This window comes from Paenarthrobacter sp. YJN-5, assembly GCF_015040095.1.
GTDB lineage: Bacteria > Actinomycetota > Actinomycetes > Actinomycetales > Micrococcaceae > Arthrobacter > Arthrobacter ureafaciens.
This window is the reverse complement of record NZ_CP053544.1, coordinates 3,142,681-3,167,577: the sequence shown is the minus strand read 5'-3', so window position 1 is coordinate 3,167,577 and position 24,897 is coordinate 3,142,681. Positions and strand designations below refer to the sequence as shown.

Annotated in this window: 20 protein-coding genes; 5 read left to right on the top strand and 15 right to left on the bottom strand. The window is 65.5% G+C overall.

The features are described from left to right. Positions 1-6: 6 nt before the first annotated feature. Positions 7-2,673, bottom strand: coding sequence for a GMC oxidoreductase (locus HMI59_RS14830; RefSeq protein ID WP_193591728.1), 2,667 nt, complete (start codon positions 2,671-2,673; stop codon positions 7-9). Between the two features lie 77 nt (positions 2,674-2,750). Further along, positions 2,751-3,248 (bottom strand): DUF1579 domain-containing protein, encoded by a 498-nt coding sequence (locus HMI59_RS14825; protein ID WP_227471397.1) that lies wholly within the window; start codon positions 3,246-3,248, stop codon positions 2,751-2,753. Between the two features lie 61 nt (positions 3,249-3,309). Between HMI59_RS14825 and HMI59_RS14820 the strand changes: the two genes are divergently transcribed. Further along, positions 3,310-4,086: an SDR family oxidoreductase gene (locus tag HMI59_RS14820; RefSeq protein WP_193591727.1), complete on the top strand. Its 777-nt coding sequence runs from the start codon at positions 3,310-3,312 to the stop codon at positions 4,084-4,086. A 30-nt stretch (positions 4,087-4,116) separates the two neighbouring features. Beyond that, positions 4,117-4,710 (top strand): dihydrofolate reductase family protein, encoded by a 594-nt coding sequence (locus HMI59_RS14815; RefSeq protein ID WP_193591726.1) that lies wholly within the window; start codon positions 4,117-4,119, stop codon positions 4,708-4,710. A gap of 94 nt (positions 4,711-4,804) precedes the next feature. On the opposite strand, the gene HMI59_RS14810 is transcribed toward HMI59_RS14815, so the two are convergent. Then, complete coding sequence (locus tag HMI59_RS14810) at positions 4,805-5,812, bottom strand: LacI family DNA-binding transcriptional regulator (protein WP_193591725.1); 1,008 nt, start codon at positions 5,810-5,812, stop codon at positions 4,805-4,807. A gap of 137 nt (positions 5,813-5,949) precedes the next feature. On the opposite strand from HMI59_RS14810, the gene HMI59_RS14805 reads away from it, so the two are divergent. Then, positions 5,950-7,398, top strand: a complete 1,449-nt coding sequence (locus tag HMI59_RS14805) for a sugar porter family MFS transporter (protein WP_193591724.1) — start codon at positions 5,950-5,952, stop codon at positions 7,396-7,398. A 72-nt stretch (positions 7,399-7,470) separates the two neighbouring features. On the opposite strand, the gene HMI59_RS14800 is transcribed toward HMI59_RS14805, so the two are convergent. From HMI59_RS14800 to nirB, 6 genes are all read right to left on the bottom strand, one after another. Continuing rightward, positions 7,471-7,824, bottom strand: coding sequence for a zinc ribbon domain-containing protein YjdM (locus tag HMI59_RS14800; protein WP_166185259.1), 354 nt, complete (start codon positions 7,822-7,824; stop codon positions 7,471-7,473). Beyond that, positions 7,821-9,527, bottom strand: a complete 1,707-nt coding sequence (locus HMI59_RS14795; RefSeq protein WP_193591723.1) for a SulP family inorganic anion transporter — start codon at positions 9,525-9,527, stop codon at positions 7,821-7,823. Before HMI59_RS14795 ends, HMI59_RS14800 begins: the two co-directional genes overlap by 4 nt. Then, positions 9,524-9,901, bottom strand: coding sequence for a metalloregulator ArsR/SmtB family transcription factor (locus HMI59_RS14790; RefSeq protein WP_021471424.1), 378 nt, complete (start codon positions 9,899-9,901; stop codon positions 9,524-9,526). Before HMI59_RS14790 ends, HMI59_RS14795 begins: the two co-directional genes overlap by 4 nt. 89 nt (positions 9,902-9,990) lie before the next feature. Then, positions 9,991-11,151, bottom strand: a complete 1,161-nt coding sequence (locus tag HMI59_RS14785) for a uroporphyrinogen-III synthase (RefSeq protein WP_166185265.1) — start codon at positions 11,149-11,151, stop codon at positions 9,991-9,993. 10 nt (positions 11,152-11,161) lie between these two features. Next, on the bottom strand, positions 11,162-12,196 hold the full coding sequence (cobA, locus tag HMI59_RS14780) for a uroporphyrinogen-III C-methyltransferase (RefSeq protein WP_193591722.1): 1,035 nt from the start codon (positions 12,194-12,196) through the stop codon (positions 11,162-11,164). A gap of 9 nt (positions 12,197-12,205) precedes the next feature. Further along, positions 12,206-14,833 carry a nitrite reductase large subunit NirB gene (gene nirB, locus HMI59_RS14775; protein WP_193591721.1) on the bottom strand — a complete coding sequence of 876 codons (2,628 nt, stop codon included), beginning with the start codon at positions 14,831-14,833 and terminating at the stop codon, positions 12,206-12,208. 282 nt (positions 14,834-15,115) lie between these two features. On the opposite strand from nirB, the gene nirD reads away from it, so the two are divergent. Continuing rightward, positions 15,116-15,478 carry a nitrite reductase small subunit NirD gene (gene nirD / locus HMI59_RS14770; RefSeq protein WP_069694760.1) on the top strand — a complete coding sequence of 121 codons (363 nt, stop codon included), beginning with the start codon at positions 15,116-15,118 and terminating at the stop codon, positions 15,476-15,478. On the opposite strand, the gene HMI59_RS14765 is transcribed toward nirD, so the two are convergent. The 6 genes from HMI59_RS14765 to HMI59_RS14740 form a co-directional block, all read right to left on the bottom strand. After that, positions 15,475-17,256 (bottom strand): phospho-sugar mutase, encoded by a 1,782-nt coding sequence (locus HMI59_RS14765; protein WP_193591720.1) that lies wholly within the window; start codon positions 17,254-17,256, stop codon positions 15,475-15,477. The genes nirD and HMI59_RS14765 overlap by 4 nt on opposite strands. Before the next feature lie 102 nt (positions 17,257-17,358). Then, positions 17,359-18,984, bottom strand: coding sequence for a glycoside hydrolase family 32 protein (locus HMI59_RS14760; protein WP_193591719.1), 1,626 nt, complete (start codon positions 18,982-18,984; stop codon positions 17,359-17,361). Between the two features lie 101 nt (positions 18,985-19,085). Then, the gene (locus tag HMI59_RS14755; RefSeq protein WP_193591718.1) at positions 19,086-20,687 is read right to left on the bottom strand and encodes a glycoside hydrolase family 68 protein; all 1,602 of its coding nucleotides are present in this window, start codon (positions 20,685-20,687) and stop codon (positions 19,086-19,088) included. Continuing rightward, positions 20,684-20,878, bottom strand: coding sequence for a hypothetical protein (locus HMI59_RS14750; RefSeq protein WP_139126740.1), 195 nt, complete (start codon positions 20,876-20,878; stop codon positions 20,684-20,686). The genes HMI59_RS14755 and HMI59_RS14750 overlap by 4 nt, the downstream gene beginning before the upstream one ends. 214 nt (positions 20,879-21,092) lie before the next feature. Then, the gene (locus HMI59_RS14745) at positions 21,093-22,163 is read right to left on the bottom strand and encodes an IS110 family transposase (RefSeq protein ID WP_193591717.1); all 1,071 of its coding nucleotides are present in this window, start codon (positions 22,161-22,163) and stop codon (positions 21,093-21,095) included. A 383-nt stretch (positions 22,164-22,546) separates the two neighbouring features. Further along, positions 22,547-23,347, bottom strand: coding sequence for a purine-nucleoside phosphorylase (locus tag HMI59_RS14740; protein WP_021471415.1), 801 nt, complete (start codon positions 23,345-23,347; stop codon positions 22,547-22,549). A 144-nt stretch (positions 23,348-23,491) separates the two neighbouring features. Here HMI59_RS14740 and HMI59_RS14735 point away from each other — a divergent pair, with 144 nt between their 5' ends. Further along, a complete protein-coding gene (locus HMI59_RS14735) occupies positions 23,492-24,895 on the top strand; it encodes an NAD(P)H-quinone dehydrogenase (protein WP_031216200.1) in 1,404 nt (467 codons plus the stop codon). Positions 24,896-24,897: the final 2 nt, after the last annotated feature.

Sequence of the window (24,897 nt, the reverse complement as noted above, 5' to 3'; positions counted from 1 at the left end):
GCGGGGTCATCGTCCTGGCCGCTTCGAGGGGCCGGCTTGGCCCCGGAAAGGGAAGGGCACCCGCCTGATCCCGTGGCCGTACACCCGCCAGAGCTCGCCCCCGAAGAGCTTCATGAACGCTGCCAGGCCCGCGGCCGGTGCGGGGCCTTCCGCCCGGAACGTGGTGAGCTGTTTGGCGAAGTCCAGGGGGCGGATATACAGGATGCCCGCACCGGAGGGTTCCGGTGCCTCCTGTGTGCCGTCCCCTGGTGGTACGTGGCCACGGAGGATCGTGGCATAGAGGATGGTGGTGTCCGGCCAGAGATCGAAGCCGGCCTCGTTGTGGATCTGCTTGTACCCGGTGAAGGTGAAAGGCGTGCCGCCGGGATCCCGCAGCCACAGCCGGTACAGCATGCGGCGCGCCGGACGCCCATCGGTGGAATCATCCTCGACGAACAGGTTGAACCAGCCCTGTTCCACCGGCATCCGGCCGCCGAAGTAATCGGCCAGCACGTACCCCTCCGCTTTTGCCGGATGGCTTGGATCGGCCACGAAGGCGTCAATGTCCTCGGCGGTAATGGTTAGTTCGAACATGATCTTCCGGTTGCGGTCCCGGCCCAGGCTCCGGCCTTTCTCCGGGTCTGTTACGCCGGGGCTGAACCAGCCGTGCATCTGCTCGGTGAAACTCACGGACGTGGAAGGCGCGGCGCTGGCTGCGTCCGGCGTCAGCCCACGGCTACGCGTTTGCGATGCGGGGACGCTTGCGGGTTGCTCCTGGCGCGCGCCCTTGCCCTTGGTAGCGTCCGGCGCCAGGGCGCGTGGAGCCAGCGCATCGACGTCGACGACGGCGCCCGCGGCTTCCTGCCCGACGGTCGCGTTTGCGGGGCCGCCGGCAGCATCCACCGGGCCGCCGGCAGCATCAGAGGGCACGATCCCGCGATGGGCCGGGGCGTTCACGATCCGGGCACACGCCCTCTCGGCGAAGGCGGCAATGGTCAGTGACGGGTTGGCGCCCACGGGCCCGGGCATCGCGGCGCCGTCCACGACGAACAGGCCAGGGTAGCCGAAGACCTCCCCGTACGAATCGCACACGCCCTCTCCGGGGTGCCTGCCCGCGGGGGCCCCGCCGATGGGATGAACGGTGATGACCCGTTTGGCCCACCAGAGCGGGTTGTCCACGAAGTCCCCGTCCAGGTCCCCGGCAATGGCGGACATCGTGGCCCGCACCCGCCCGAAGTACTCCTTCGAGGTGGACATGGTCCAGGACACGGCGAGCCGTCCGTCCCGGAGCGTCAGCACGCCGTCGGGAACGTCCCGGCCCATGCCCAGCAGCGGGACCGAACTCGAGGACAATCTTCCATCGCCGAGGGCAGCGGCCAGGTCGGCCGACACGTTGGACCGCCCTGCGTCAAAGAGCCGGTCCGTGAGCAATCGCGCGGCAACTTTGGCCGTGCGCTTGACGGTGGTGCGAAGCTGCGCGGTTTCCATGAGCCAGTTGATGAATGCCGGATACCCGGCGTCTTCCACGTAGTAACCGCGGCCGTCGCCGTCGTCGTCATTGCTGTCCGGCACCCGGATCGCAGTGGTGATGACCGGACCCCGGCTGCCGGTGAGGGTGCGGACGCCCGGAGGCATGCCGTTTTCCCCGGGCGTCTTCGCGCCCATGACGAACGTCAGGAGGTCGCCGTTGCCGCTGAACCGGGTGCCCAGGGCGTCGCTGAGGGCCGGGAGCGAACCCCGGTTGCGGAGGAGCAGGAAGTTGCTGCCGAACGTGCCGGCGCCAAGGAGGAGCCTGCGGCAGTGGATGATGTGTTCGTCCAGCAGCCCGCCCTGGTTGTCCGGGTGGTGGATGACATAGCGGACTTCATAGCCTCCGCCGTTCAAGGGCCTGATGCCCCGAACGTCGTGGAACGTCCGGACGTCGGCGCCCTTCGCGGCCGCGGCCGACAGGTAGTTGTGGTCCAACGTGTTCTTGGCGCCGGAGTTGCAGCCGATGTCGCACTCGCCGCTGAGGGTGCACGTGGTCCGGACGGTGTCCGGGCCGTGGATGCTTCCGTACTCCGGGAGGCGAAGCGGCCGGTTGGTCCGGGGTTCCTCGTTGGGTCCGGTGGCGAAGGTGACGGCGATGGGAGGCCTGCTGATGGACAACCCCAGGTTGGCCGCCGTCTTTTCCATGGCGAGCGTCTTGAGGGTGTCGTTGTAGGGGTAGGGCACGGGGCGGAGCATGTCCTCGGCGAGCTTGTAGTAAGGATCAAGGTCCGCCCGCGTGAACGGCCAGTTTTCGTAGCCGCCGCCCGGAATGGGGGATTCGTTGACGAACCACTTCTCGTCCTTGCGCAGCAGCACGTTGGCGTAAATCAGGGAGCCGCCGCCGAGTCCGCTGGATACCAGCCCCTCCGTGCCGCGGAAGGTCCATGCGTCGAACAGGCCGTAAAGGCCGCGGTCCGGATCCCAGAAGTTCCGGCCCATCTCCGACGGCGAGCGCGCGAAGCTGCCCGGCGGGTAGGGCTTGCCGCGTTCCATGAGCACCACGGATTGTCCGGCCTCGGCCAGGCGAAGGGCTGCCACGGAACCGCCGAAACCGGACCCGACCACTACTGCGTCCACCTTTTCCGGTGGGGCACCCCGCCGTGGTGTATCGACGGCGGGCTGTGGACCCGGGTTCCCAGTGTTCGTGTTCCCCAGCCGAACCATGGCCGTTCCCCTCAAACGAGAGCTGACCTGGAGTTACCCGAACGTGCCCCGGGTGATGCCTCCGCGGATTATGGCCCTTATGTTCCCACCGGTCCGGGTATCTGTCCATGCTGTGGAGTAACCCGGGTGTACAACATGTCGAAGTCATGTTCCAAGGGTCCGCCGGGGTAGGTGCCGCGTTCCAGCCGGGCGGTGATGGTGTTGCCGTCCTCGCTGAAGCGGCCGACGAAGCGTTGCGGCCAGTCCGGCCCGTCCCGGAAAAGGGTTAAGACGTTGTCCTTCAGCGTTATGTCGTAGATTCGTGCCACCCCGCGGGAGTCGTAGTAATGCTGCTGGAACGCGCCGTCCGATCCCGTGGCTCCGATGATGCTGACGGAATTGGGGTATTCGGGTCTCTCCACGGTGGATCGTTGGATGAGGAAGCCACCACCCTCCAGCCACTCGAAAGTGGTTCGCCCCCTCGTCTCCGCACCGGGAATGCTGGTTTCCCAGTCGCCGACCAGGACGTCGAGTTGCTCCAAAGCGGGTTCCGGTTCGCGTGCCATGGCCACCCCTGCCTTCAATGATGTGGACACGTTCAGCCTAGGACCGGTCCCGGTGAAGGAACAGAGCCGGCCGGACACGTAGGGTCGGATCATGAGCCCGCACAACCCTGCAAAGGTCGCCGTCATCACCGGCGTCGGAAGAAGGCGTTCCATCGGCGCTGCCCTGGCCACAGGTCTTGCCTCGGACGGCTGGAACCTGGTTATCAACTATTGGAAGCCTTACGACGACCGGCTCGGCCTCGAAGCGTCCCCGAACGATGCCGCCGCCATAGCCGCCGAATGCCGCGAACTGGGCGCCGGCGTCGTGCTGGTTCCGGGCGACCTCAGCGATCCCCGGTTTGCCGCCGAACTGATCGCAGCCGGACAGCCGCTTGGACAGGTGACAGGCCTGGTGATGTCCCACTGCGAGTCCTTGGACAGCAACATCCTCACCACGTCCGTGGAGAGCTGGGACCGACACTTCGCCGTGAACGCGCGCGCCACGTGGCTCCTCATCAAGGCACTCGCGGAGCAACTGCCCTCCGTCTCCCCGGGCGAGGCGGGAGGGAGAATCGTGGCACTCACCAGCGACCACACCGTCAACAACCTGCCCTACGGGGCGAGCAAAGGTGCGCTGGACCGGATCGTGACCGCAGCCGCCGTTGAGCTTTCCGGGCTCGGCGTCCGGGCCAATGTCATCAACCCCGGTCCCATCGATACCGGCTGGATGGACGAGTCCGTGCGCTCCTGGACCACGGCGGCCACTCCGGCCGGTCGACTCGGCACGCCTGCGGACACGGCGGGGTTGGTGCGGTTCCTGTTCTCGGATGCGGGCTCGTGGATCAACGGTCAGGTCCTGCACAGCAACGGCGGGTTCAACGCTTCTTGACCTGTGGCGCCCCGGTGGCAGGATGGGCGCATGAGCCAAGTTACATGTGACCTGACCGTGTCCCTTGACGGCTTCGTGGCAGGTCCCCACCAGACCATGGAGGCACCGCTTGGCGCGGGCGGTGAAAGGCTGCACCGCTGGCAATTCGAGGAGCAGGACGCCAACGCCGCCGAGATCGCCGGGATCCTTGAAGCGGGCGCCTACATCATGGGGCGGAACATGTTCGCCGGTCCAGGAGACGGGCCATGGCCGGATGACTGGCGCGGGTGGTGGGGTGAGGATCCGCCGTACCATGCGCCCGTTTTCGTGCTGACATCCCATGCCCGCGAGCCCTTGGAGATGCAAGGCGGCACGACGTTCCATTTCGTCACCGAGGGCATCGAATCCGCGCTGGCCCGTGCCCGGGACGCTGCAGGCGGGAAGAACATCGCCATAGCCGGTGGAGCGTCGACGGCCCGGCAGTTCCTTGCCGCGGGACTCATCGATGAGCTGCGGCTGCACGTCGCGCCGATTGTGCTCGGCGGCGGGGAACGCCTCCTGGACGGGGTGGGCGAGGTGCAGCTCGAGCCTGTGGAGGTTCGTGGGACGCCGCTGGTTTCACACCTGCGCTACAAAGTGGGCTGAACCGCCGTCGACTTCGCGGGAAAGCTGCCCGTTCGCTGTAGACTTCCCTGCGAACGGGCACTGTTCCAGCGAAGTCGGCGAGGTCGCGGGAACCTCACGCGGGACGCGCCGTCGAGCTCCGCACCACCAGGCGGGGAGTGAAACGGCGGTCGGCAGCCGGTGCCTCGGGGTTGCGGAGGCGTTCCAGGGCAACCTGGCCTGCTGCTTCCCCGAGCCGGGCGGCGTGGAGGTCCACGGAGGTCAGGTCGATGCCGTGCAGCCCCGCGGTCCGTGAATTGTCATAGCCGATGAGGGACAAATCCCGGGGGATCGACAGGCCCATGGCATAGGCAGCTTCCCGGGTACCGAGTGCCAGTTGGTCGTTGTGGCAGAAAATCGCGGTGGGCCGGTCCGACTGCCCCAAGAGGCGTGCTGCGGCCCGGTGCCCGGATTCCTGCGTGAAATCGTCCGCGCACAGTGTTTGCGGCACGAGGCCGGCCCGGCGCATTGCCTGCTCATAGGATCGGCGGCGAACCACGTGCCCGTCATGGGCGGGGCCCGCCAGGTGGGCTATCCGTGTGTGTCCCAGCGCCAACAGATGCTCCACCGCGGCGCGTGCACCGAAGGAGTCATCGGAGTAGACACTGTCAACCCCGGCCACCGGCCGGGTAACGCTGACCAGCGGCACCGAGGCGGCCATCTCATGGACGGCCTCGTCCGGATCCAGCAGTGTGGCGGCGATGATGATTCCCACCCGGGCTTCGATCAACGACTCCACGGCGCCGCGGTCCTCGCCGTCAACGGAGCGCGAGACGCTGAGGATCAGCCGGTTGGGCTCCTGGGAGAGCGCTGTGCGGACGCCGCTGAGGATATCGGCGTAGATTTCATTGCGGATGTCCAGGAGGTAAAGCCCGACGGCGGAGCGGTGTTTGCGTGCAAGGTCGGCGGCTACTGCGTTGGGCCGGTACCCCAGACGTTTGGCGGCGGCGAAGATGGCCTGCTTGGTTTCATCGCTCACTCCGGGCGCGCCGCGGAAGGCAAATGAAACGAGCGTGCGGGATACCCCAACCTCGCGTGCGACATCGCTTTGCGTGGCCGGACGTGGAGGACGGTCGGAAGCCATGGCTACATCCTGCCATGACACAAAACCGAACAATTAAAGTCATTTGTTAGTTTGACCTTACATTTAAGCCTTTCGCGCGTTAGTCTTGTTCCAGAGCGGGTGGGTATGACCCGCAACACACTGACAAAGGAGTCCTGATGTCTGCTACGCAAACGCAGCGGGAGAGTGCGCATAATGCGGTGTTGCCTCCGCTGACGAACGGCCCCCACCGTAAGCGGTTGGGCCTGGTAGCCCTGGTCGCCACGTTCGGCGGCCTTCTGTTTGGTTACGACACCGGTGTGATCAACGGCGCCCTCCGGCCTATGACGGTGGACCTTTCCCTGACGCCGCTGACGGAAGGAATCGTCACCAGCTCGCTGCTCTTCGGCGCGGCCGCAGGAGCGGTGGCGGGCGGAAGGCTTTCCGACGGCTGGGGCCGCAGGAAGACCATCATCCTGCTGGCCATCCTTTTCTTCCTCGGAACGCTGGCGTGCGTCTTTGCTCCGAGCTTCGAAGTCATGGTCCTGGGCCGCATCATCCTTGGCCTCGCCGTGGGCGGCGCGTCCACCGTGGTTCCCGTGTTCCTCGCCGAGCTCGCACCGTACGAGATCCGCGGGTCCCTGGCCGGCCGCAATGAGCTCATGATCGTCATCGGCCAGCTCGCCGCATTCGTGGTCAATGCCATCATCGGCAACATCTGGGGCGAATTCGGCGGGGTGTGGCGCATTATGCTCGCCGTTGCCGCCCTGCCGGCCATTGCCTTGTTCTTCGGCATGCTGCGGATGCCCGAATCGCCCCGCTGGCTCATCTCCAAGGGCCGGTCCGCCGAGGCGCTGGCCGTCCTGAAGACCATCCGCTCCGAAGACCGCGCCGAGGCCGAGATGGCCGATGTCAAGCACCTGGCCGATGAAGAGAAGGCTTCGAGGGCCACTTCATGGGCGGCTTTGAAGGACAAGTGGATCCTGCGCATCATCCTGGTAGGCATCGGCTTGGGCGTCGCACAGCAGCTGACCGGTATCAACTCGATCATGTACTACGGACAGTCCGTGCTCGTGGAAGCCGGCTTCGACTCCAGCGCCGCACTGATCGCCAACATCGCGCCCGGCGTGATCGCCGTCGTCGGTGGTGTCATCGCCCTGACGTTGATGCAGCGCATCAACCGCCGCACCACGCTGTTGCTCGGTTTCACGCTCACCACCATCTGCCACTTCCTGATCGGCATCGCGTCGATCGTCCTGCCGGTCGGCAACGAGGCGCGGCCGTTCGTGATCCTCTTCCTGGTGGTGGCGTTCGTCGGTTCGATGCAGACCTTCCTCAACATCGCGGTGTGGGTGATGCTCTCCGAGATCTTCCCGCTGCATGTCCGCGGCTTTGCGATCGGGCTTTCGGTGTTCTGCCTCTGGATCGCCAACGCGCTCCTGGGCCTGTTCTTCCCCACGCTCGTGGCCGGAGTAGGCATCACGGGAACGTTCTTCCTGTTCGGCGTGGTGGGCATCGCGGCCCTCATCTTCATCTACACGCAGGTTCCGGAAACCCGCGGCCGCACGCTTGAAGCACTCGAGGAAGATGTCACCACGGGTGCCATCTACCTGGTGCACAAGAAGTAGCCGGTCAACAGAAAAAGCCCGCCGCTCCATTCGTGGAGCGGCGGGCTTCTTCCGTTGCGGTCCCGGACCCGGTCAGGCTTTCTTCACGACGCTCGACTTCAGCTGCATCGGACCGAAGCCGTCCACCTTGCAGTCGATGTCGTGATCGCCCACGCCATCCACCAAGCGGATGTTGCGCACCTTGGTGCCCACTTTGATGGAGGTCGGGCTGCCCTTGACCTTCAGGTCCTTGATGATGGTCACGGTGTCGCCATCGTTGAGAACGTTTCCAACCGCGTCCTTGATCAGCCTCTCCGCGGCACCGGCGTCGGGGTCTTCGCCCTGGGGCTCCCATTCGTGGGCGCATTCGGGGCAGACAAGCAGCTCGCCCATTTGGTAGGTGTACTCGCTGGAGCACTCGGGGCACGGGGGCAGGGATTCACTCATGGTTCGGTTTTCTTTCTCTCGGTGGCTGCTTGGGCCGTTCGTGCTGCAGCGGCCCGGCTGACGTGGCTGCGTGCGTGTTCGACGGCGGCTGGAAGGTCGCTGAACAGGTGTTTATGGTGGCGAAGGGACTCAATCACGCCAACCTTTGTGGCCAAATGCAGGTGCCTGTCCTGGATGCCCTTGATCAGGACGGTGATCCCGCGCCGCTCCAAAGCCTGGATGATGTCCGTGATGACGCGGGCACCGGTCGCGTCCAGGATCTGCAACTGGGACATCCGGAGGATGACGACGTCGACGTTCCGGATGTCGGTGACGCGTTCGAGCACGCGTTCGGCGGCGCCGAAAAACAAGGCACCGTCAAGGCGGAACAATGCAATGTGTTCATCGCCGTCCATGATGGGGCCGGGGATTTCTTCCCGGTGGACACCGGAGGAGCGCACCAGGGAACGCAAGGCGAAGAACGCGGCAACGACGATGCCGATTTCCACAGCCTCGATCAGGTCGAACGAGACCGTGATGACGGCGGTGACGAAGAAGACGATCGTGTCAGCCCGTGTGGAGCCGATCACCGCCCGCAGCGTCGGCAGCGAGACCATCCGGGCCGCCGTCACCATCAGGACCCCGGCCAACGCTGCCAAGGGGATGCGGGACACCACGCTGGTTGCCAGGTACACGACGGCCAACAGCACCAGGGCGTGGGTAATGGCTGCCGCCCTGGTCCGGCCTCCGGAACGGATATTCACGGCGGTCCGCGCGATGGCACCGGTGGCAGGCATGCCGCCAAAGAACCCGGACGCGATCGAGGCAAGGCCTTGGCCGAACAATTCCCGGTCGGCATCGTAGGCGCCGGTATCGGAGATCGAGGACGCGACCCTGGCCGAGAGCAAGGATTCGATGGCCGCAAGCGCAGCGATGGTTGCCGCCGGACCAACCAAGGCGGACAGGACCTCCATGTTCAGCACGGGAAGCGCCGGGGCCGGCAAACTTGTGGGCAGTGCGCCGATCCTGGCCACCGGAAGCGCGAAAACCTCGGCAATAACGCTGGCAAGCACGATCGCCACCAAGGACCCGGGCAAGCGGGGATGGATTTTCGGGGCCAGCACCATGACCGCCGCCACTACGGCCACGATCCCCAGGGACGCGCCGGTCGAAACCCATCCCGCTCCGGCGGCGTTCACGGCACCTGCCGCGTGCACTGCGGCCAGCACGGCATTGGTGGAGTCACCGCCGTCAGTTGCCAGGGCAGCAGGCACTTGCTGGAGGAAGATAATGGCCGCAATGCCCACCGTGAAGCCCTCGATCACGGGCCAGGGAAGGAACGTCACCACGCGGCCCAGTTTCAACGCCCCTGCAGCCAGGACAATCAATCCGGCCAGCACTGAAACGGCGGCGAGGGCGCCCAGTCCGTGGGCGGCTATCACCGGGGCGAGGACAACAACCATCGCCCCGGTGGGGCCCGAAACCTGGACATGCGAACCGCCAAACACCGCCGCTACCAGGCCGGCAACCACTGCCGTAATCAAACCACTGGCCGCTCCGGCACCTGAACTGACGCCGAAGGCCAACGCCAACGGCAATGCCACGATGCCTACTGTCAGGCCGGCCACAAGGTCAGCACGCCAGGACGCACGCAGCCCGGCGTAATCGCCCCGGCCCGGCAATAATGCCCGGGCGGCAGCCAAGCCGGCGTGGACGGTTTTCACGGCGTGCCGCCCGGAAATGCCTCTGCAGCATCGGAGGATTCGAGGTTGTCCCGCGTGGTGCGCAGGATCTCTCCGAGCAAGGATCTGGCCACCGTCAACAGCTCGGCCACCTGCGGGTAGGCCAGGGAGTAGAACATCTGCAGAGCGCGCCGTTCGGACACCACCAGCTGATACCGCCGCAAGACCGAGAGGTGCTGCGACAAATGGGAGGCCTCCAGGCCGGTGGCGGACAACAGGTCCGTTACGGATACCTCGGGCGCTTCGGCCAGCAATTCAAGGACCCGGATGCGCACCGGGTGCGCCAAGCCCTTGAACAAGTTGGCTTTGACCTCATACAGCGGTGCCCGGGCATCCGAATAGGCCACGAGGCTCATCTCCAATACACGCTGATTGACTAATTGATGAATTCATCAATTAGTGTACCAAGCGTACGCGGGGATGGGTAGAAGGATGAGCCCGGAACCTAGGCGCGCAGCCGGTACCCGCGCTTGACGACCGTTTCAACGAGTTTGGGGTCCGGAAGGGACGAACGCAGCCGGCTCACGGTCATGTCCAGCGCGTGGACGGAACCACGGAGGTCCAGGAGGTCCGATAACGCCTCACGCGAGAGCACGGCCCCGCCGGCACCCAGAAGGGCGCGGAGCAGCAAGAGCGGGGCGGGGGCAAGCTCCACCACTTCGCCGTTGATGCGCAGGCAGCGGCCACGCAGCTCGATCGTGGCACTCTTCGTTTCCAGGCGGCGGACGTGGTTCAGGGACAGATGCTCGGTCACCAACCGGATCAAGGCACCCATGCGGTAGCGGTCCGGGATCAAGGGCGACAGTCCGGCGTCGACGAGCGGCTGGGCGGTCACGGGACCCACTGCCGCCACGGTTACCGGTCCCTTCAGGGCCTCGATCAGCTGGCGGTACAGGCCCATCTCGTGGGCCGTGCTCCACATCGCATCCACCGCAGGGGCGCTGGTGAAGGTGAGGACATCAAGGTTCCCGCCCACCACGGCCTCGATAAGGCGCGGCAGCTTGTCCTCGCCGTCGGGCTTGACCCACCGGTACGGGGTGACGGTGAGGACCGTGGCGCCGGACATGCGCAGCCGCTCCAGCTGCCGAACATCCGTGTAGCCGTGCAGCTGCACCGCCACGGTCTTGCCGCGGACACCCTCGGCCAGGAGCATGTCCACCAGCGTTGCGGTGGTTTCGTCACTGCTGATTCCGACGTCGGCAAGACCGGCCGCGCGGACGGCGCCGCGGGCTTTCGGTCCCCGGACGAACATCCGGCACGCCGCAAGGGTTTCCAGGAGCTGCTCGCCGATGCCGAACGAGTCAGCGGCCTCGCACCAGCGGCGCATGCCGTACGCGGTGGTCGCGATGCAGATGTCCGGCCGCGCCTCGATGATGGTGCGCGTATCCTCGATGAGCACCAGGTCTTCCTGGACGGGGGCTATCTTCAACGCCGGGGCGTGGAGCACGCTGGCGCCGCGGCGTTCCAAGGCCTCGATGAGGTCCCGTGAGCGGCGGTGCGAGGTGACGCCGATGCGAAAACCATTCAATGGCAAATCAGCGGAATCCGTAGCCTCGGACGGTTCTGCCGACGGGGTCACGGAGTCGAGGGCGTGTGCAACAGTCATGGAATTACCTTCAGGCTTCAAGGAGCGAAGCCGCCAGGCGGCTCAGTTCAGCGGACGCATCGGCATGGCTACGGTTGGCCTCGGCAACCCTGACTACCTCGCCGATGACCAGCACGGCCGGGTTGCTGCAGCCCGTAGCTGCCGTTTCGATGGTACCCAGATCAGCGATGGTAGTGCGCTGTCCGGGGCGGTACCCGCGCTCCACAACGGCCATGGGCATGTCAGGTTCCATGCCGGCACGGCGAAGGCCTGCCGCGAGCTGGGGCAGGGTGCCGATCCCCATGAGGACCACAATGGTGCCGCCCAGCCCGGCCAGGTGCAGGTGCTCCTTCTCGGTCAGCGGCGCGTGGCCGGAGACGACGGTGAACATGTGGCTTACTTCCCTGTGTGTCACCGGAATTCCGGCGGCCGCGGGGACGGAGATGGCGCTGGTGACACCGGAAATCACCCGCACCGGAACGCCCGCGGCAACGCATGCTGCCACTTCTTCCCCGCCACGGCCGAACACGTACGGGTCGCCGCCCTTGAGCCGGACCACGTTCCGGCCCAGCAGGGCCGCTTCCACCATGAGCTTCTCGATGTCACGCTGCGTCACCTTGTGATGTCCGGGCTGCTTTCCAACGTCCACCAACTCGGCAGAGGTCAAAGCGGCCAGTTCCTGGTAAGGGGCCAGCCGGTCGTAGAACACGGCGTCGGCATCGCGCAGGGCGGCGACGGCGCCCACGGTCAACAGATCCAGCGCGCCGGGTCCGCCGCCGACCAGGGTGACGTGGCCCTCCGGACCGGCAGCCGGTTCGTGTGCCACCGGGATGCCGGCCTCGCGGCAGCGTTCCAGCAGCGGAAGCCAGCCGTCGTCGCCGTCGTCCACTGCTGCCACCAGGAACGGACGCTCGGGGAGGGGACCGTCGGAAGCCGCGCCGGCCGGAGCGCTGAGCCGGTACACGGTAGCACCTGCCTGCTCGTAGCGGCGCACTGCCTGGCGGGCGGTCACGTCCGAGCCGGTGACCAGGACGTCCCGGCCGGTGAGGTCGATGGTGAGCTGCATGGAATTCCCCTAGTTCTCTGCGCCGGCAGTGCTGCGGACCGGGATGGTGGAGGCGATGAGTACGGCGCCCTTTTCCTCATGGGTTGCCGGACGGATCTGGCCGCGCTCGGGAACGAACGCGATGGAGTCGTCCTTCTGGTTGGGGGCGTTGACGAAGGAACGGAATCGGCGGAGGCGCTCCGGATCCTTCAGGGTCTCGGCCCATTCGTCCTCGTAGGTGTCGATGTGCTTGGCCATGGCTGCCTCAAGCTCCGCGGCGATGCCAAGGGAATCGTGAACCACCACGTCCTCAACGTGCTTCAGCCCGCCGTCGAGCTCTTCCTGCCACCGGGCGGTGCGCTGGAGGCGGTCCGCAGTGCGGATGTAGTACATGAGGTAGCGGTCGATGTACTTGATGAGTGTGTCGTCGTCCAGGTCCTTGGCCAGCAGCTGGGCGTGGGCAGGGGTGGCACCGCCGTTGCCGCCCACATAAAGGTTCCAGCCGTCGGCGGTGGCGATCACGCCAACGTCCTTGCCCCGGGCCTCGGCGCATTCGCGGGCGCAGCCGGAGACGCCCATCTTCAGCTTGTGCGGGCTGCGGAGGCCGCGGTACCGCAGTTCCAGCGCGATGGCCATCTGCACGGAGTCCTGCACGCCGAAGCGGCACCACGTGGAACCGACGCAGGACTTCACCGTGCGCAGGCTCTTGCCGTAGGCCTGGCCGGACTCGAAGCCGGCGTCCACCAGTTCCTTCCAGATATCGGGAAGCTGCTCCAGGCGTGCACCGAACATGTCGATGCGCTGTCCGCCGGTGATCTTCGTGTACAGGCCGTACTTCTCGGCAACGGCGGCGATGACGCCGAGGCCCTTGGGGGTGATCTCGCCGCCGGCGATGCGCGGAACCACCGAGTACGTGCCGTCCTTCTGCATGTTGGCCAAGGCCCGGTCATTGGTGTCCTGCAGAGTGCCGCGGCCGGCATCGAGCACGTAGGCGGAGTGCTGGCTGGCCAGGATGGAGGCGATGGTCGGCTTGCAGATATCGCAGCCTTCACCCGTGCCGTACTTGGCCATGATGTCCTCGAAGGAATTCAGCTCCAGGACACGGATGGTTTCGAACAGTTCCTGGCGGGAAAGGCTGATGTGCTCACACAAGGCCTTGGAGACCTCAATGCCGGACTTCTTCAGTTCACCTTCCAGGAGTTTCTTGAGCATCGGCACGCAGGAACCGCACTGGGTACCGGCGCGGGTGCAGCCCTTCAAGCCGCCCAGTTCCTGGACGGGGGCGTTCCCTTCGCAGCTGCCGCAGCCATTGATGGCGTCACGGATGGAACCTGCGGCCACGTTGTTGCAGGAGCACAGGATCGCATCATCCGGCAGCTCGGTCTCGGGAGCTTCGCCGCCCCCGGCTGCGCTCAAGTAGGCACCGGGCTCGGCGGGCAGTTCCCGGCCGAGCAAGGGGCGCAGGCTCATGTACGGGGAGGCGTCGCCCACGAAGATGCCGCCCAGGAGGGTCTTGGCATCATCGGTGGTCACGATCTTCTGGTAGACACCGCGGGCGGGATCGGCGTAGACGATTTCCAAGGCATGTTCGGTCTTGGCGAAGGCATCACCGAAGCTGGCCACATCCACGCCGGAGAGCTTGAGCTTGGTGGCCGTGTCGAAGCCCGGGAACGTTGCCTCGCCGCCGTGCAGCCGGTCGGCCACGATCTCCGCCATGGTGTTGGCCGGGGCTACCAGGCCGAGGCACATGCCGCCGAAGTTCGCTACCTCGCCGATGGCCCAGATGTTGTCCACTTCGGTGGCGCAGAAGTCGTTGATGACCACCCCGCCGCGCTGGCCCAGGCTGAAGAGCTGCTCCTCGCCTTCGGCTGCGCGGAAAAGGTCGTCGCGGGGCTTCACGCCGATTGCCACGATCACCAGGTCGGCAGGGATGGTGCGGCCGTCCGCCATCAGCACCCCGGTGACCTGGCCGTCGTCGTCGGTCAGTACCTCGGACGGGAACACGCCGCCGTGGACTTCAAAGCCCTTGGCCTCGATCAACCTGCCGAGGGCCTGGCCGGCGCCTTCGTCCAGCTGGGTGTTCATGAGCCAGGGGGAGCCGTTGATGACGATCGGGTTGGCGCCCAGCTGCTCGGTGCCGGCAGCGGATTCCAGTCCCAACAGGCCGCCGCCGATCGTGACGGCGTTGACCCTGCGGCCGAGCTTGGCGCCCAGGTCCGCGATGGCCTTGTTGATGGCCCAGACGTCCTCGAGGGTGCGGTAAACGTGGGTGTGCTCAGCGCCGGGGATGGGGAGCCGCGCTGCGTCCGAGCCGGAAGCGACCACCAGTTCGTCGTATTCGTATTTGTTGCCCGATGCGGTAAGGACGCTCTTGGCTTCAGCGTCGATCTTGACGGCGCGCTCGCCGGTCTTGAGCGTCAGGGCCTCGTGGTCCCACATGGACGCCTCGCCCAAGGTAAGGTCCACGCCGGTCTCGGTCAGCGCCTTGCTCAACGCCACGCGGTCGTAGGGGAGGTGGGCTTCCTCGGTGAGGACGGTAACCTGCCAGCCTTCGAGACCGCGGTTGTACATGGCATCGGCAAAGCGGTGGGCTGCTGGGCCGCCTCCGACAACGACGATGCGGCGCGGGTTCTCTGTGCTTGAAGTGTGTCCGGTCACTGGTGGGCCTTTCGCAAATGTCGCAGACGGATCTCCGCAACTTGTGAATTCAGCCTAGGGACGGGCAGTTTCACTTCAGTTTCCCTTTTGTTTCGTGATCTTAACTTCTGCATCACGAACGCATTTCGCAGGGTGTGAGGTCTCTTTTACCCATCGGACACAATGCGGGACTCCAGCTGAAACAGTGGCGTCCTAGCTTTGGAGAGTGGCCGCAGGCGTGGCCCGGTCCGGGGGAGTGACGGTGGAAAGTGCCAGCACCCGGACACTGTGAGAGGGGTTGACATGACCGTAATTCTTGACCGTGCAGAGGATCTGGCCACCACCGGCACATGGCACCGCGTGTGCCCGCTGGATGAGCTTGAGCCGGCGTGGGGCGAGGCAGCACTGATCGACGGCCGCCAGGTAGCGCTGTTCCGTACGGCGCCCGGTGAGGTCTACGCCGTCGTGCAGCAGGACCCCGCCACGTTCGCCAACGTCATGGCACGCGGCATCATCGGTTCCCGGGGCAGCCGGCCGACCATTGCCTCGCCGCTGCACAAGGAGGTCTACGACCTCGAAACCGGCGAGTGCTTCACCAACCCGGAACTGAAACTGGCAACCTTCGCCACGCGCGTCGTTGACGGTTACATCGAGGTTGAACTCTAGAGTCCCAGCGCTTCGCGGACATCCCTGAGGACGTTATCCAGGGATGTCCGCGCTGCCTGGCGGGCAGCGGGAAGTTCCGCCGCCGACTCCACAGCCTGGATGACCTCCAGGTAACACTTCAGCTTTGGCTCCGTGCCGCTGGGCCGGATGATCACGCGGCTCTGGTCCCGGGTCAGGTACAGCAGGCCGTCCGTGGGCGGCAGGGCTTCGCTGCCTTCGGCAAGGTCCGTAAAGACCTCGACGGCGGAACCCCCGAACGCTTCAGGCGGGTTGACCCGCAAGCGGTTCATCATGGCATCCAGCAAACCGAGGTCTGCCACGCGGATGCTCAACTGGTCGCTCGCATGCAGGCCATGCACAAGGTACAACTCATCGAGGGTGTCAAAAACGGTCTTGCCTTGAGCCTTGGCAGCGGCGGCCATCTCCGCGATCAGCACTGCCGCAGAGATTCCGTCCTTGTCCCGGACCAGGTCCGGCGCGACGCAGTAGCCGAGCGCCTCCTCGTACCCGTAAAGCAGGCCCGGAACACGCGAGATCCACTTGAAACCGGTCAGTGTTTCCTGGTGGGCGTAGCCGGCGGTGGCGGCGATGCGGGAGAGCAGCCTGGAGGAAACGATCGAGTTGGCGAAGACTCCCTCGACTCCATCGTCGCCGGCCTTTGCGGGCTCGCCTGTCTTGGCGGTCTCGCCGGCCTTGGCGGCAAGCCGGGCCACCGTGTGCGCTCCCAGGAGGGCGCCCACCTCGTCGCCGCGCAGCATGCGCCAAGCCTCGGTGGCAGGGTCCAGCGCGGCTACCGCGGCACGGTCGGCGTCGGGGTCGTTGGCCAGCACGATGTCCGCGCCCAGCTCTTCGGCGGCAGCCAGCGCCAGGTCCAACGCGCCAGGTTCCTCAGGGTTGGGGAACGCGACAGTGGGGAAGTCGGGGTCGGGGCGGGCCTGCTCTGCCACGAGCGTGACGTCATCGAAGCCTGCTGCCTTGAGGACCGAAACAGCAGTATCACCACCCACGCCATGCATGGGCGTCAGGACGATCTTGAGGTCGCGGGCCGGGAAGTGCTCCCTGTCCACCAGCCCGGCGACGGCGGCTTCGTAGTCCGCAGCGATCGATTCCGGCAGTACCGTCCAGCCGTCCCCGGCCAGGACAATCGAGGACAGCGGACCCACGGCATCGATTTTCGCCGCGATTTCAGCGTCGTAAGGCGCGACGATCTGTGCTCCCCGGCCGCTTTCCGGCACTGCATGCCGTCCCAGGTACACCTTGTAGCCGTTGTCCTGCGGAGGGTTGTGGCTGGCTGTGACCATCACGCCGCCGTCGCAATCCAGGGCGCGGACCGCATAGGCGAGGATCGGCGTCGGGAGCGCTGCCGGCATGAGGAACGCTTCGATGCCGGCGGCAGCGAAGATGGCTGCCGTCTCCCGGGCGAAGATGTCGGAGTTGTGGCGGGCATCGAAACCGACGACGGCGCGCGGCCGGGTTCCCGGCGAAGCCGCACCAACCGCGTCAACCAGGAAGGCTGCCAACCCTGCGGCGGCACGGCGCACTACCACGCGGTTCATGCGGTTCGGTCCTGGCCCTAGCGCTGCACGGAGGCCGGCCGTGCCGAACTGCAGTGTGCCGCTGAAGCTGTCTCCGAGCTCTTGTGCCGCCACCGCGTCACCTTCGGAGGCGAGGGTGAGCAGGTCGCGGAGCGTCGCGGATGTGGCTGGATCCGGGTCCTCGTCAGCCCACTGTCGGGCGTCGCGGATCAGCTGTTCAAGTGCGGCATCGCTCGAGGTCATAAGCACAAAACTATCCTCAATCCGGCCCTGACAGGCAACGAGGGGTGAGATCCCGGCATTACGGGGAGTCGTAAATGCCGGGATCCCACCCCTCAGCGCAAGCTAGAGAGACCGCGACCGCACCGCGAACGCGGTCTCGCCCTCCATGCTGAAGACGGAGGCGCCAATGTGGTCCCAATCCGGGAAGAAGGTATCGGTGACCACGGCCTGGCCGTCCTGGGCGAAGACCTCCACGGAGGACGTATCCAGGAGGATCCGCAGCCGCACCTTCCCGTCGGCAGGGCGTACGGTCACCTGGTGATAGGGGCTGAACTTCTCGGAGAAGTTGCTGGTTCCGGCGTTTGAGCGGTCCACCTTGAGGGTGCCGGAGTCCTTCTCATACGAGATCCGAAGGCCGTCTTGGGCGTCGGGGGAGTGCCGGAGCAGGATCCCCGCTTCCCTGGCCGTGCCGAGGTCCAGTTCGAGGTCGATCAGCTGGGTTCGCGCGGCGAAGTCCGTCCCAAGATCTTCACTTCCGGAGGACACGGTGAGGTCCTTGCCCTTTTCCTCACCGCGCTCCAGGACCTCCCGCGCTGCGGCGGCGACGCCGGAGCGCAGTTCGAACCGCTTTTCACCGCGCACCAAGGTCAACTCACGCGGAATCGCCATGGCACCGCGCCACGGTGTGGTGGGGACGTGCTGGGCGTAGTCCCAATTGCCCATCCAGCCAAGCAGCACCGGCTTGCCGCCGGGAGCTCCGGAAACGGAGTTCGCGGCGTAGTAGTCGGCGCCGTAGTCCAGCCATTGCGATTCCTGCAACGGAGCATCCGGCGCAGCGGCGTCTTCGGCCATAAACCGTGTGCCGTCGAATTCGCCGACGAAATACTGCATGCCCGATCCTCCGGCAATGCCGCCGGGGTTGATGCTGAGCAGCATGACCCACTTCCTGGCCGTGGAGCCTTCGACGCTCATCTGAAGGAGTTCGGGCACTTCCCACAGCCCGCCCTGTGCTCCGACGCCGGAGAAATCGCTCAGGAAGTCCCAGTGCAACAGGTCGGTGGACTTGAACAGTTTGACGACCTGCGCGTCGGCCACCACGGTGGTCATGACCCAGTAGCGGCCGGGCTCGTACCAGGTGACTTTGGGATCGCGGAAGTTGTTGTTGGTGGGCTCAAGGTTCAGCACGGGGTTGCCGCGGTGCTTTTGCCAGGTGGTTCCGCCGTCGGTGCTGTACGCGGCCGACTGCGCCTGCGCTCCCTGGGGAAGCGCCCCGTTCTTGCCGTAGGCGCTGGTGTAGAGGGCCACCAGGGGCGGGTTCTGTGCGGAGCCAAGGCCGGAGGCGTTGTTGGTATCCACCACGATGCAGCCGGAGAAGATTTCCTCGTCCACGCTCGCCTCCATGGCCACGGGCTGCTGTTCCCACTGCACCAGGTCCTTGCTGGTGGAGTGGCCCCAGGACATGTTGCCCCACGAGTTTCCGCGCGGGTTGTATTGGTAGAAGGCGTGGTAGGTGCCGTCGTGGTACACCAGGCCGTTGGGGTCGTTAAGCCAATTCTTTTCGGCTGTCAGGTGGACCGCCGGGCGCCACGGATCCGAAGCGGACGACCTGGGACCTCGGGAGACCGGGGCCGGCGTCGGGCTTTCACTGCCGCGCGGAGGCGTGCAGGAGGCGGCCGCGAAGGACACCACGACGGCGGCGCTTGCCGCCAGCAGGTTGCGGCGGGACAGGTGATGGCTGGGAGAAGTCATGGGGAAGATCCTGGGGTTGGGGGGGGCTGGTGTGCCCGGAGGTGATGGTCCGGGCACACCAGCCGTGGCTCAGGGCCGGTCTTGCCGGCCGGTGGCCGGTGTTACTTGTAGAGGCCTTCGCCGCCCACGCGCTTGTTGGTGGGCAGGTAGCCGAAGGGGCCGAGGCCGTTCTTGCCGAAGCTGCGGTCCACCTGTGTCACGCCGGCCTTGAAGTTCATCTTCACGGTGGGGGACAGGGAGCCGCCGCGGACGCCGTCCACGTTGTCGATGAACGACTGCACCAGGCCGCCGGGCTGGACGTAGTGCGAGTACGCCTGGAACTGCCGGCCGTTCTGGCGCGGGTCCGGACCTTCGGGCGCGTTGGCAGGCATGTTCAGGTCCGTGGGGGAACCCAAAGCCAAGCCGCTGTTGTTGACCGGCTGGTAGTCGGAGCGGACGCCGTCGCCGACGAAGCCGTAGACGCCATCGGGGCCGCGCATTCCGTCTGCGTAGGTGAACTGGTGGCTGATGGTGAACAGGTAGTACTTGTTCTTGCCGTTCTCGTTCTGGATGTAGATCTGCGGGCGCTCAGTCTGGTCGTTGACGCAGTTGGCGGACAGGATCGGCGGCAGGAAGCTCCACTTGGTGAGGTCCTTGTTGTCCGCCACAGCCAGTCCCACGTTCGCGGTCTGGTACCAGGCGCCGGTGGTGCTGTTCACCTGGTCCACGGTTTCTGCGTGGGGATCGCCCGGGCGGTAGCCGAGGTCTTCCTGCTTGCACTTGTACGCGCCGCGGTTGCCGCCGGTGTTGCCTTCGAACACCATGAAGGTCTTGCCGGGGTGTGCCGGGTCGGCGAAGGTGTACGGATCACGGAAGGCGAAGCCCGGGTTCTGGGCTTTGTTCTGGTAGAGCTTTCCGTCCGGCTCAAGCAGCTTTGTGTGCTGGAAGCCGTCGAACGTCACGCCGTCCTTGGTGGCGTGGATGTTCCCCAGGGCCTTGGCGATGACGGCGTCGGGAGCAATTCCGCCGCCGCCGGCGTTCCGCTCAGCCACATCGTAGAAGGTGGTGGCCGTGTAGAAGACGTTGATCTTGTTGCCCTGCATCAGGCGAGTGGAGCCGGACCATTCGGTGTTGCCGATGGACGTGTTGTCCAGGAACAGGTGTCCGCCGTAGTTCCACTTGTCCTTGGCGGGGTCGGCGTTGGTCTTGCGGAAGAAGTAACCGATCCGTGCGTTCCAGTGGCGCTGGTCGAAACCGTAACCGGCGTGGCGGTCAGCGACCAGAGAGAAGATGACGTCCCAGCCCTTGTAGCTGATCTGGTTGGCATTCTCGTCAGTCAGGGACCAGGTGTCCCAGACCCACACGTCGTCGTTCATGGCGGGGAAGTCCTTGGGGATTTCCGGCATGGTGACGTTGGGGCTCATGGAATTCTGTCCCGGAGCGACGTTGGGGTTGCTCTGCGCCATGATCTGCTTGGCGTCGGCGCGGGTCCACTTGGACGTAAAGTCGGCTGCCGGATCGTAGGCCTGCTGCGTGTGGACGGTCGGCAGCGGGAAACCGGGGGTGGGCGCCGGCATGGTGCTCGACGGCGGATCGGCAGGGAGGTTGGCCTGTGCGGCAGGCGTTACCAGCAGGATGCTGCCAGCAACGCTTGCCGCCGCTGCGACGGCGGCTGCCTTTCGCAAACGGCGGCGCGGCCGTAACGGGCTTGGGTGCGTGTTCATGCTTGCTCTTCTCGCGGAGTGTTGGACTTCGTGGAGGCAAGGATTCCCTTGATGAGGGAGTCCTCAGCCGAGGCGTCCGTCGATCCGCTGGTGGCGTCATCGAGGGACGCCATCGTTTCGAGGTGCGGCGGGCCGGATTCGGTGACCGCCGGAGTTGTCCCGGCACGTCGACTTACCGGAACTGTCTCCACGCTAAACACGTGTGAGGCGCGAGTGCAAAGCCTGTTTCTTCCTCCCGAAGGCGGCGGTGGCGCTGATGGTGCAAGCGCTTACATTGCCAGCACGCGCGCGTGCCACGGATGAAGGTGGGGAATCAAATGTTGCGTCTTAAAGCAGATTTATTCGGGGACTCTCTTGACCCCCGTCACCCAACTGGGTCGCAGTAGTGCGACTCTTCTATGGTTGTCAACGGAACGATGGCATGGGGCTGTTGGCGTTGAGTGTGCGGTAGATCCGTCGGGCGAGGTAGCGTTTGACGCACCGGCGGATCTCCTTTTTGGTACGGCCTTCTGCTTCACGTTTTGCTGTGTAGTTGATGGTTTCCGGATCGAACGCCATCCTGCTCAGGGCAGCCATGTGGAGGGCTTTGTTCAGGGTCCGGTCGCCTCCGCGGTTGAGCCTGTGGCGGACGGTATTTCCGGATGAAGCGGGAATGGGGTTGGCCCCGGCCAGGGAGGCGAATGCAGCCTCGGAACGTACCCGGCCGCGATGGGACCATGCGGTGAGACAAATGGCTGCGGTGACTGGTCCGAAGCCGGGTTCTTGTAGCAGGGGCGCGGCTTCGCTGATCTCGACGAGTTCGGTGATCCGGTTGCCGTTGGTTTTGATGTCCGCGTCAAGGTCGTTGATGCGCTTGGCGAGCCTGACGGCTTCGGAGCGGGCCACCGACAGGGCAAGGGGTTCTTCACGGGCACGCCATCTGGAGATCTCCAGGATCTGGGTCCCGGTCAAGGGCTTACGGGCATCGGCACCCAAATCGTTGACCCGCAGCAGCGCGGTCAACGCGTTCACGGTCCTGGTCCGGTCGGTGGTCATTGACTGACGTGCACTGACCAGGACCCGCAGGGCTGCGCGGACCCCTTCGTTCAACCGTGGCCGGCGCAGCTTGTCCTCTTCCAGGGAAAGGACTGTTGAAGCGATCCGGTGCGCGTCCAACGGATCGGACTTACCGATCCCGCGACGTGTCTTGGCATCCATGCGGGCGGCTTCGGCGACCTGGTAGCCGGCAGCTGCGACAGCCCCGGCCAGCACCGCACCATAAGAAGCCGCGCCCTCGATCACCCACAAAGTGGCCGGATCGGCCCCGGTCAAGCGCGCTACCCAGGCAATGGCACGGTCGATCCCGGCCCCGGTGGCCGGGAAATCCCGGGTGTCGATCCGTTCGCCGCTTGGCGCGGCAAGGATGGAATACACATGTTTCCTGGCGTGGGTGTCGACGCCGACGACAAACGGGTGGGAATACGCAACGCTAGTCATAGCGGTTCTGGCACTTTCCTCATTTCGCGGACATGGTCAGGGCCGTTACGGGCCGGTACCAGTCCGGGTAGAGGTCACTTCGGAACAGCACTGTGACGAGTCACGCCCCCGCGCCGGGGGCGGACAATCTTCTGATCAAGTCACCGAGGTGGGCCGGGCAGGTACCGGCCGCCCACCCCGCAGACGGACAAGTCGCACTAAAGGCACACCCAAGACAGGGGGCCAAGCGTTTTGTGAGTCACGACCGCGGGGTGGAACGACCTGCACCCACTCTGCCAGCCAATCCCAGACCAGCCACCCCAATCCTCACAGCGTTTTGGACGCTCAGAACGCGCAGTGCTGCGACCCAGTTGGGTGCCTACTGCAGACTTATTGGTGGTCCGCTACAGCTTCGCGATGATTCCCGCTAGCAAGGTCGAGATCCGCTTGCCTGCCGCTTCGCCCGCTTCCAGGACTTCGGCGTGGCTCAGGGGGACGGGGCTGATGCCCGCGGCGAGGTTGGTCACCAGTGAGATGCCGAAGACCTCCATGCCGGCGTGCCGTCCCGCGATGGCTTCCAAGGCCGTGGACATGCCCACGAGGTCGGCGCCGATGCGCTTGGCGTACTGGACCTCGGCCGGTGTCTCGTAGTGCGGTCCGGTGAACTGTGCGTAGACGCCTTCCTGCAGGGAGGGGTCCACTTCACGGGCCAGGTCGCGGAGCCGTGCGGAGTAGAGGTCGGTGAGGTCCACGAAGGTGGCGCCCTCCAGGGGAGATGTGGCGGTGAGGTTGATGTGGTCGCTGATCAATACGGGTGTGCCGGGCTTCCAGTCCTCATTGAGTCCGCCGCAACCATTGGTGAGGACCAGTGTCTTGCACCCCGCGGCTGCTGCTGTCCGAACGCCGTGGACGACGGACCGGACGCCCCTGCCCTCGTAATAGTGCGTCCGTGCGCCCAGGACCAGTGCGCGCTTGCCCTCGGTGGTGAGGACCGAGCGGATGGTGCCCACATGGCCAACCACAGCGGGCTTGTGGAAGCCCGGAACCTCCGAGGCGTTCAACGTGGCGGTGGTCTCGCCGATCAGGTTGGCGGCCTCGGCCCAACCGGAGCCCAAAACCAGGGCGACGTCGTGGGACTCGACGCCGGTCTCGGACGCGATGTAGTCGGCGGCGGCTTTGGCGGCTTCGAAGGGGTCTGTGTTCATCAGCTCAGTGTTACTCACTGGTACAAGCTACCTTGCGCGCGCGCCAAACCGGTAGGGACGCGTCCGGCCTCATCCGGGGCCGCCATGGAGGGTGAGGCAGGGCTGACTGGCAGCATGGGCATGGATACGCGAGAATTGGGAATTGTGACCACCCAAGTTGATTTCAGTTCCCCCCGAATCGCGATCCTGGGAGGTGGTCCCGGCGGATACGAAGCTGCCATGGTGGCTGCCTCCCTCGGTGCGAAAGTCACCATCATCGAGCGGGCCGGCCTCGGCGGCTCCGCGGTGCTGACCGACGTCGTGCCCTCCAAGACCCTCATCGCCACCGCAGACCTGATGACGCGTGTCAGCGAAGCCGATGAGCTGGGCGTCAAGTTTGACGATTCCGCGTCCAAGCCGCATGCAGACCTCAAACACATCAATGACCGCGTCCTGAACCTTGCGCGGGGCCAGTCCAACGACATCCGTGCAGGCCTCGAGCGCCTGGGCGTAGACATCGTCATCGGATCCGGAAAGCTGCTGGACAACAACACCATTGAGGTCCTCACCCTTGAGGGCACGCGCACTATCGACGCAGACGCCATCCTCCTGGCCGTCGGCGCCCACCCCCGCGAACTTCCAACGGCAAAGCCCGACGGCGAACGCATCCTGAACTGGGCGCAGATCTACAACCTGGACGAACTCCCCGAGGAACTGATCGTGGTGGGTTCCGGTGTCACGGGCGCCGAGTTCGCGTCTGCGTACAACGGCCTGGGTTCCAAGGTCACGCTGATCTCCAGCCGCGACCAGGTCCTCCCGGGCGAGGACACCGATGCCGCCAAGCTCCTGGAAGGTGTGTTTGAACGTCGCGGCGTGCGCGTTCTGTCCCGTTCCCGCGCCAACGCGGTTGAGCGGACGGACGACGGCGTGAAGGTCACCTTGGGTGACGGATCGGAAGTGACAGGCTCCCACTGCCTGGTGTGTGTTGGTTCCATTCCGAACACCGCAGGGATCGGGCTGGAAGAAGCCGGCGTGGCCGTGACGGAGTCCGGGCATATCAAGGTTGACGGTGTTTCCCGCACCACAGCCCCCAACATCTACGCTGCCGGCGACTGCACGGGCGTGTTCGCTTTGGCTTCCGTCGCCGCGATGCAGGGCAGGATCGCCATTGCCCACTTCATGGGTGACGGCGTGAAGCCCCTCAAGCTCAACCAGGTTGCTTCCAACATCTTCACGTCCCCGGAGATCGCCTCCGTGGGTGTGTCCGAGGCGGATCTTGCGTCCGGCAAGTACCAGGGCGACGTTGTGATGTTGTCCCTGCTGAGCAATGCCCGTGCCAAGATGCGCAACACCAAGGATGGCTTCGTCAAGATCATCGCCCGCAAGGGTTCCGGCACTGTCATTGGCGGCGTCGTGGTGGGGCCGAACGCCTCCGAGCTGATTTTCCCGATCTCCGTGGCCGTGGCGCAGAAGCTCCACGTCGACGACGTCGCCAGCACTTTCACGGTGTACCCGTCGCTGACCGGATCCATCTCGGAAGCAGCCCGGCGCCTGCACGTACACATGTAGCC

What these genes read in the sequence shown, in the direction of transcription:
- HMI59_RS14815 (WP_193591726.1), top strand. Translation starts at nt 4,117, where the DNA reads ATGAGCCAAGTTACATGTGACCTGACCGTGTCCCTTGACGGCTTCGTG.
- HMI59_RS14820 (WP_193591727.1), top strand. Translation starts at nt 3,310, where the DNA reads ATGAGCCCGCACAACCCTGCAAAGGTCGCCGTCATCACCGGCGTCGGA.
- nirD (WP_069694760.1), top strand. Translation starts at nt 15,116, where the DNA reads ATGACCGTAATTCTTGACCGTGCAGAGGATCTGGCCACCACCGGCACA.
- HMI59_RS14745 (WP_193591717.1), bottom strand. Translation starts at nt 22,163, where the DNA reads ATGACTAGCGTTGCGTATTCCCACCCGTTTGTCGTCGGCGTCGACACC.
- HMI59_RS14800 (WP_166185259.1), bottom strand. Translation starts at nt 7,824, where the DNA reads ATGAGTGAATCCCTGCCCCCGTGCCCCGAGTGCTCCAGCGAGTACACC.
- HMI59_RS14830 (WP_193591728.1), bottom strand. Translation starts at nt 2,673, where the DNA reads ATGGTTCGGCTGGGGAACACGAACACTGGGAACCCGGGTCCACAGCCC.
- HMI59_RS14810 (WP_193591725.1), bottom strand. Translation starts at nt 5,812, where the DNA reads ATGGCTTCCGACCGTCCTCCACGTCCGGCCACGCAAAGCGATGTCGCA.
- HMI59_RS14805 (WP_193591724.1), top strand. Translation starts at nt 5,950, where the DNA reads ATGTCTGCTACGCAAACGCAGCGGGAGAGTGCGCATAATGCGGTGTTG.
- HMI59_RS14765 (WP_193591720.1), bottom strand. Translation starts at nt 17,256, where the DNA reads ATGACCTCGAGCGATGCCGCACTTGAACAGCTGATCCGCGACGCCCGA.
- HMI59_RS14785 (WP_166185265.1), bottom strand. Translation starts at nt 11,151, where the DNA reads ATGACTGTTGCACACGCCCTCGACTCCGTGACCCCGTCGGCAGAACCG.
- HMI59_RS14760 (WP_193591719.1), bottom strand. Translation starts at nt 18,984, where the DNA reads ATGACTTCTCCCAGCCATCACCTGTCCCGCCGCAACCTGCTGGCGGCA.
- HMI59_RS14740 (WP_021471415.1), bottom strand. Translation starts at nt 23,347, where the DNA reads ATGAACACAGACCCCTTCGAAGCCGCCAAAGCCGCCGCCGACTACATC.
- HMI59_RS14790 (WP_021471424.1), bottom strand. Translation starts at nt 9,901, where the DNA reads ATGAGCCTCGTGGCCTATTCGGATGCCCGGGCACCGCTGTATGAGGTC.
- HMI59_RS14755 (WP_193591718.1), bottom strand. Translation starts at nt 20,687, where the DNA reads ATGAACACGCACCCAAGCCCGTTACGGCCGCGCCGCCGTTTGCGAAAG.
- cobA (WP_193591722.1), bottom strand. Translation starts at nt 12,196, where the DNA reads ATGCAGCTCACCATCGACCTCACCGGCCGGGACGTCCTGGTCACCGGC.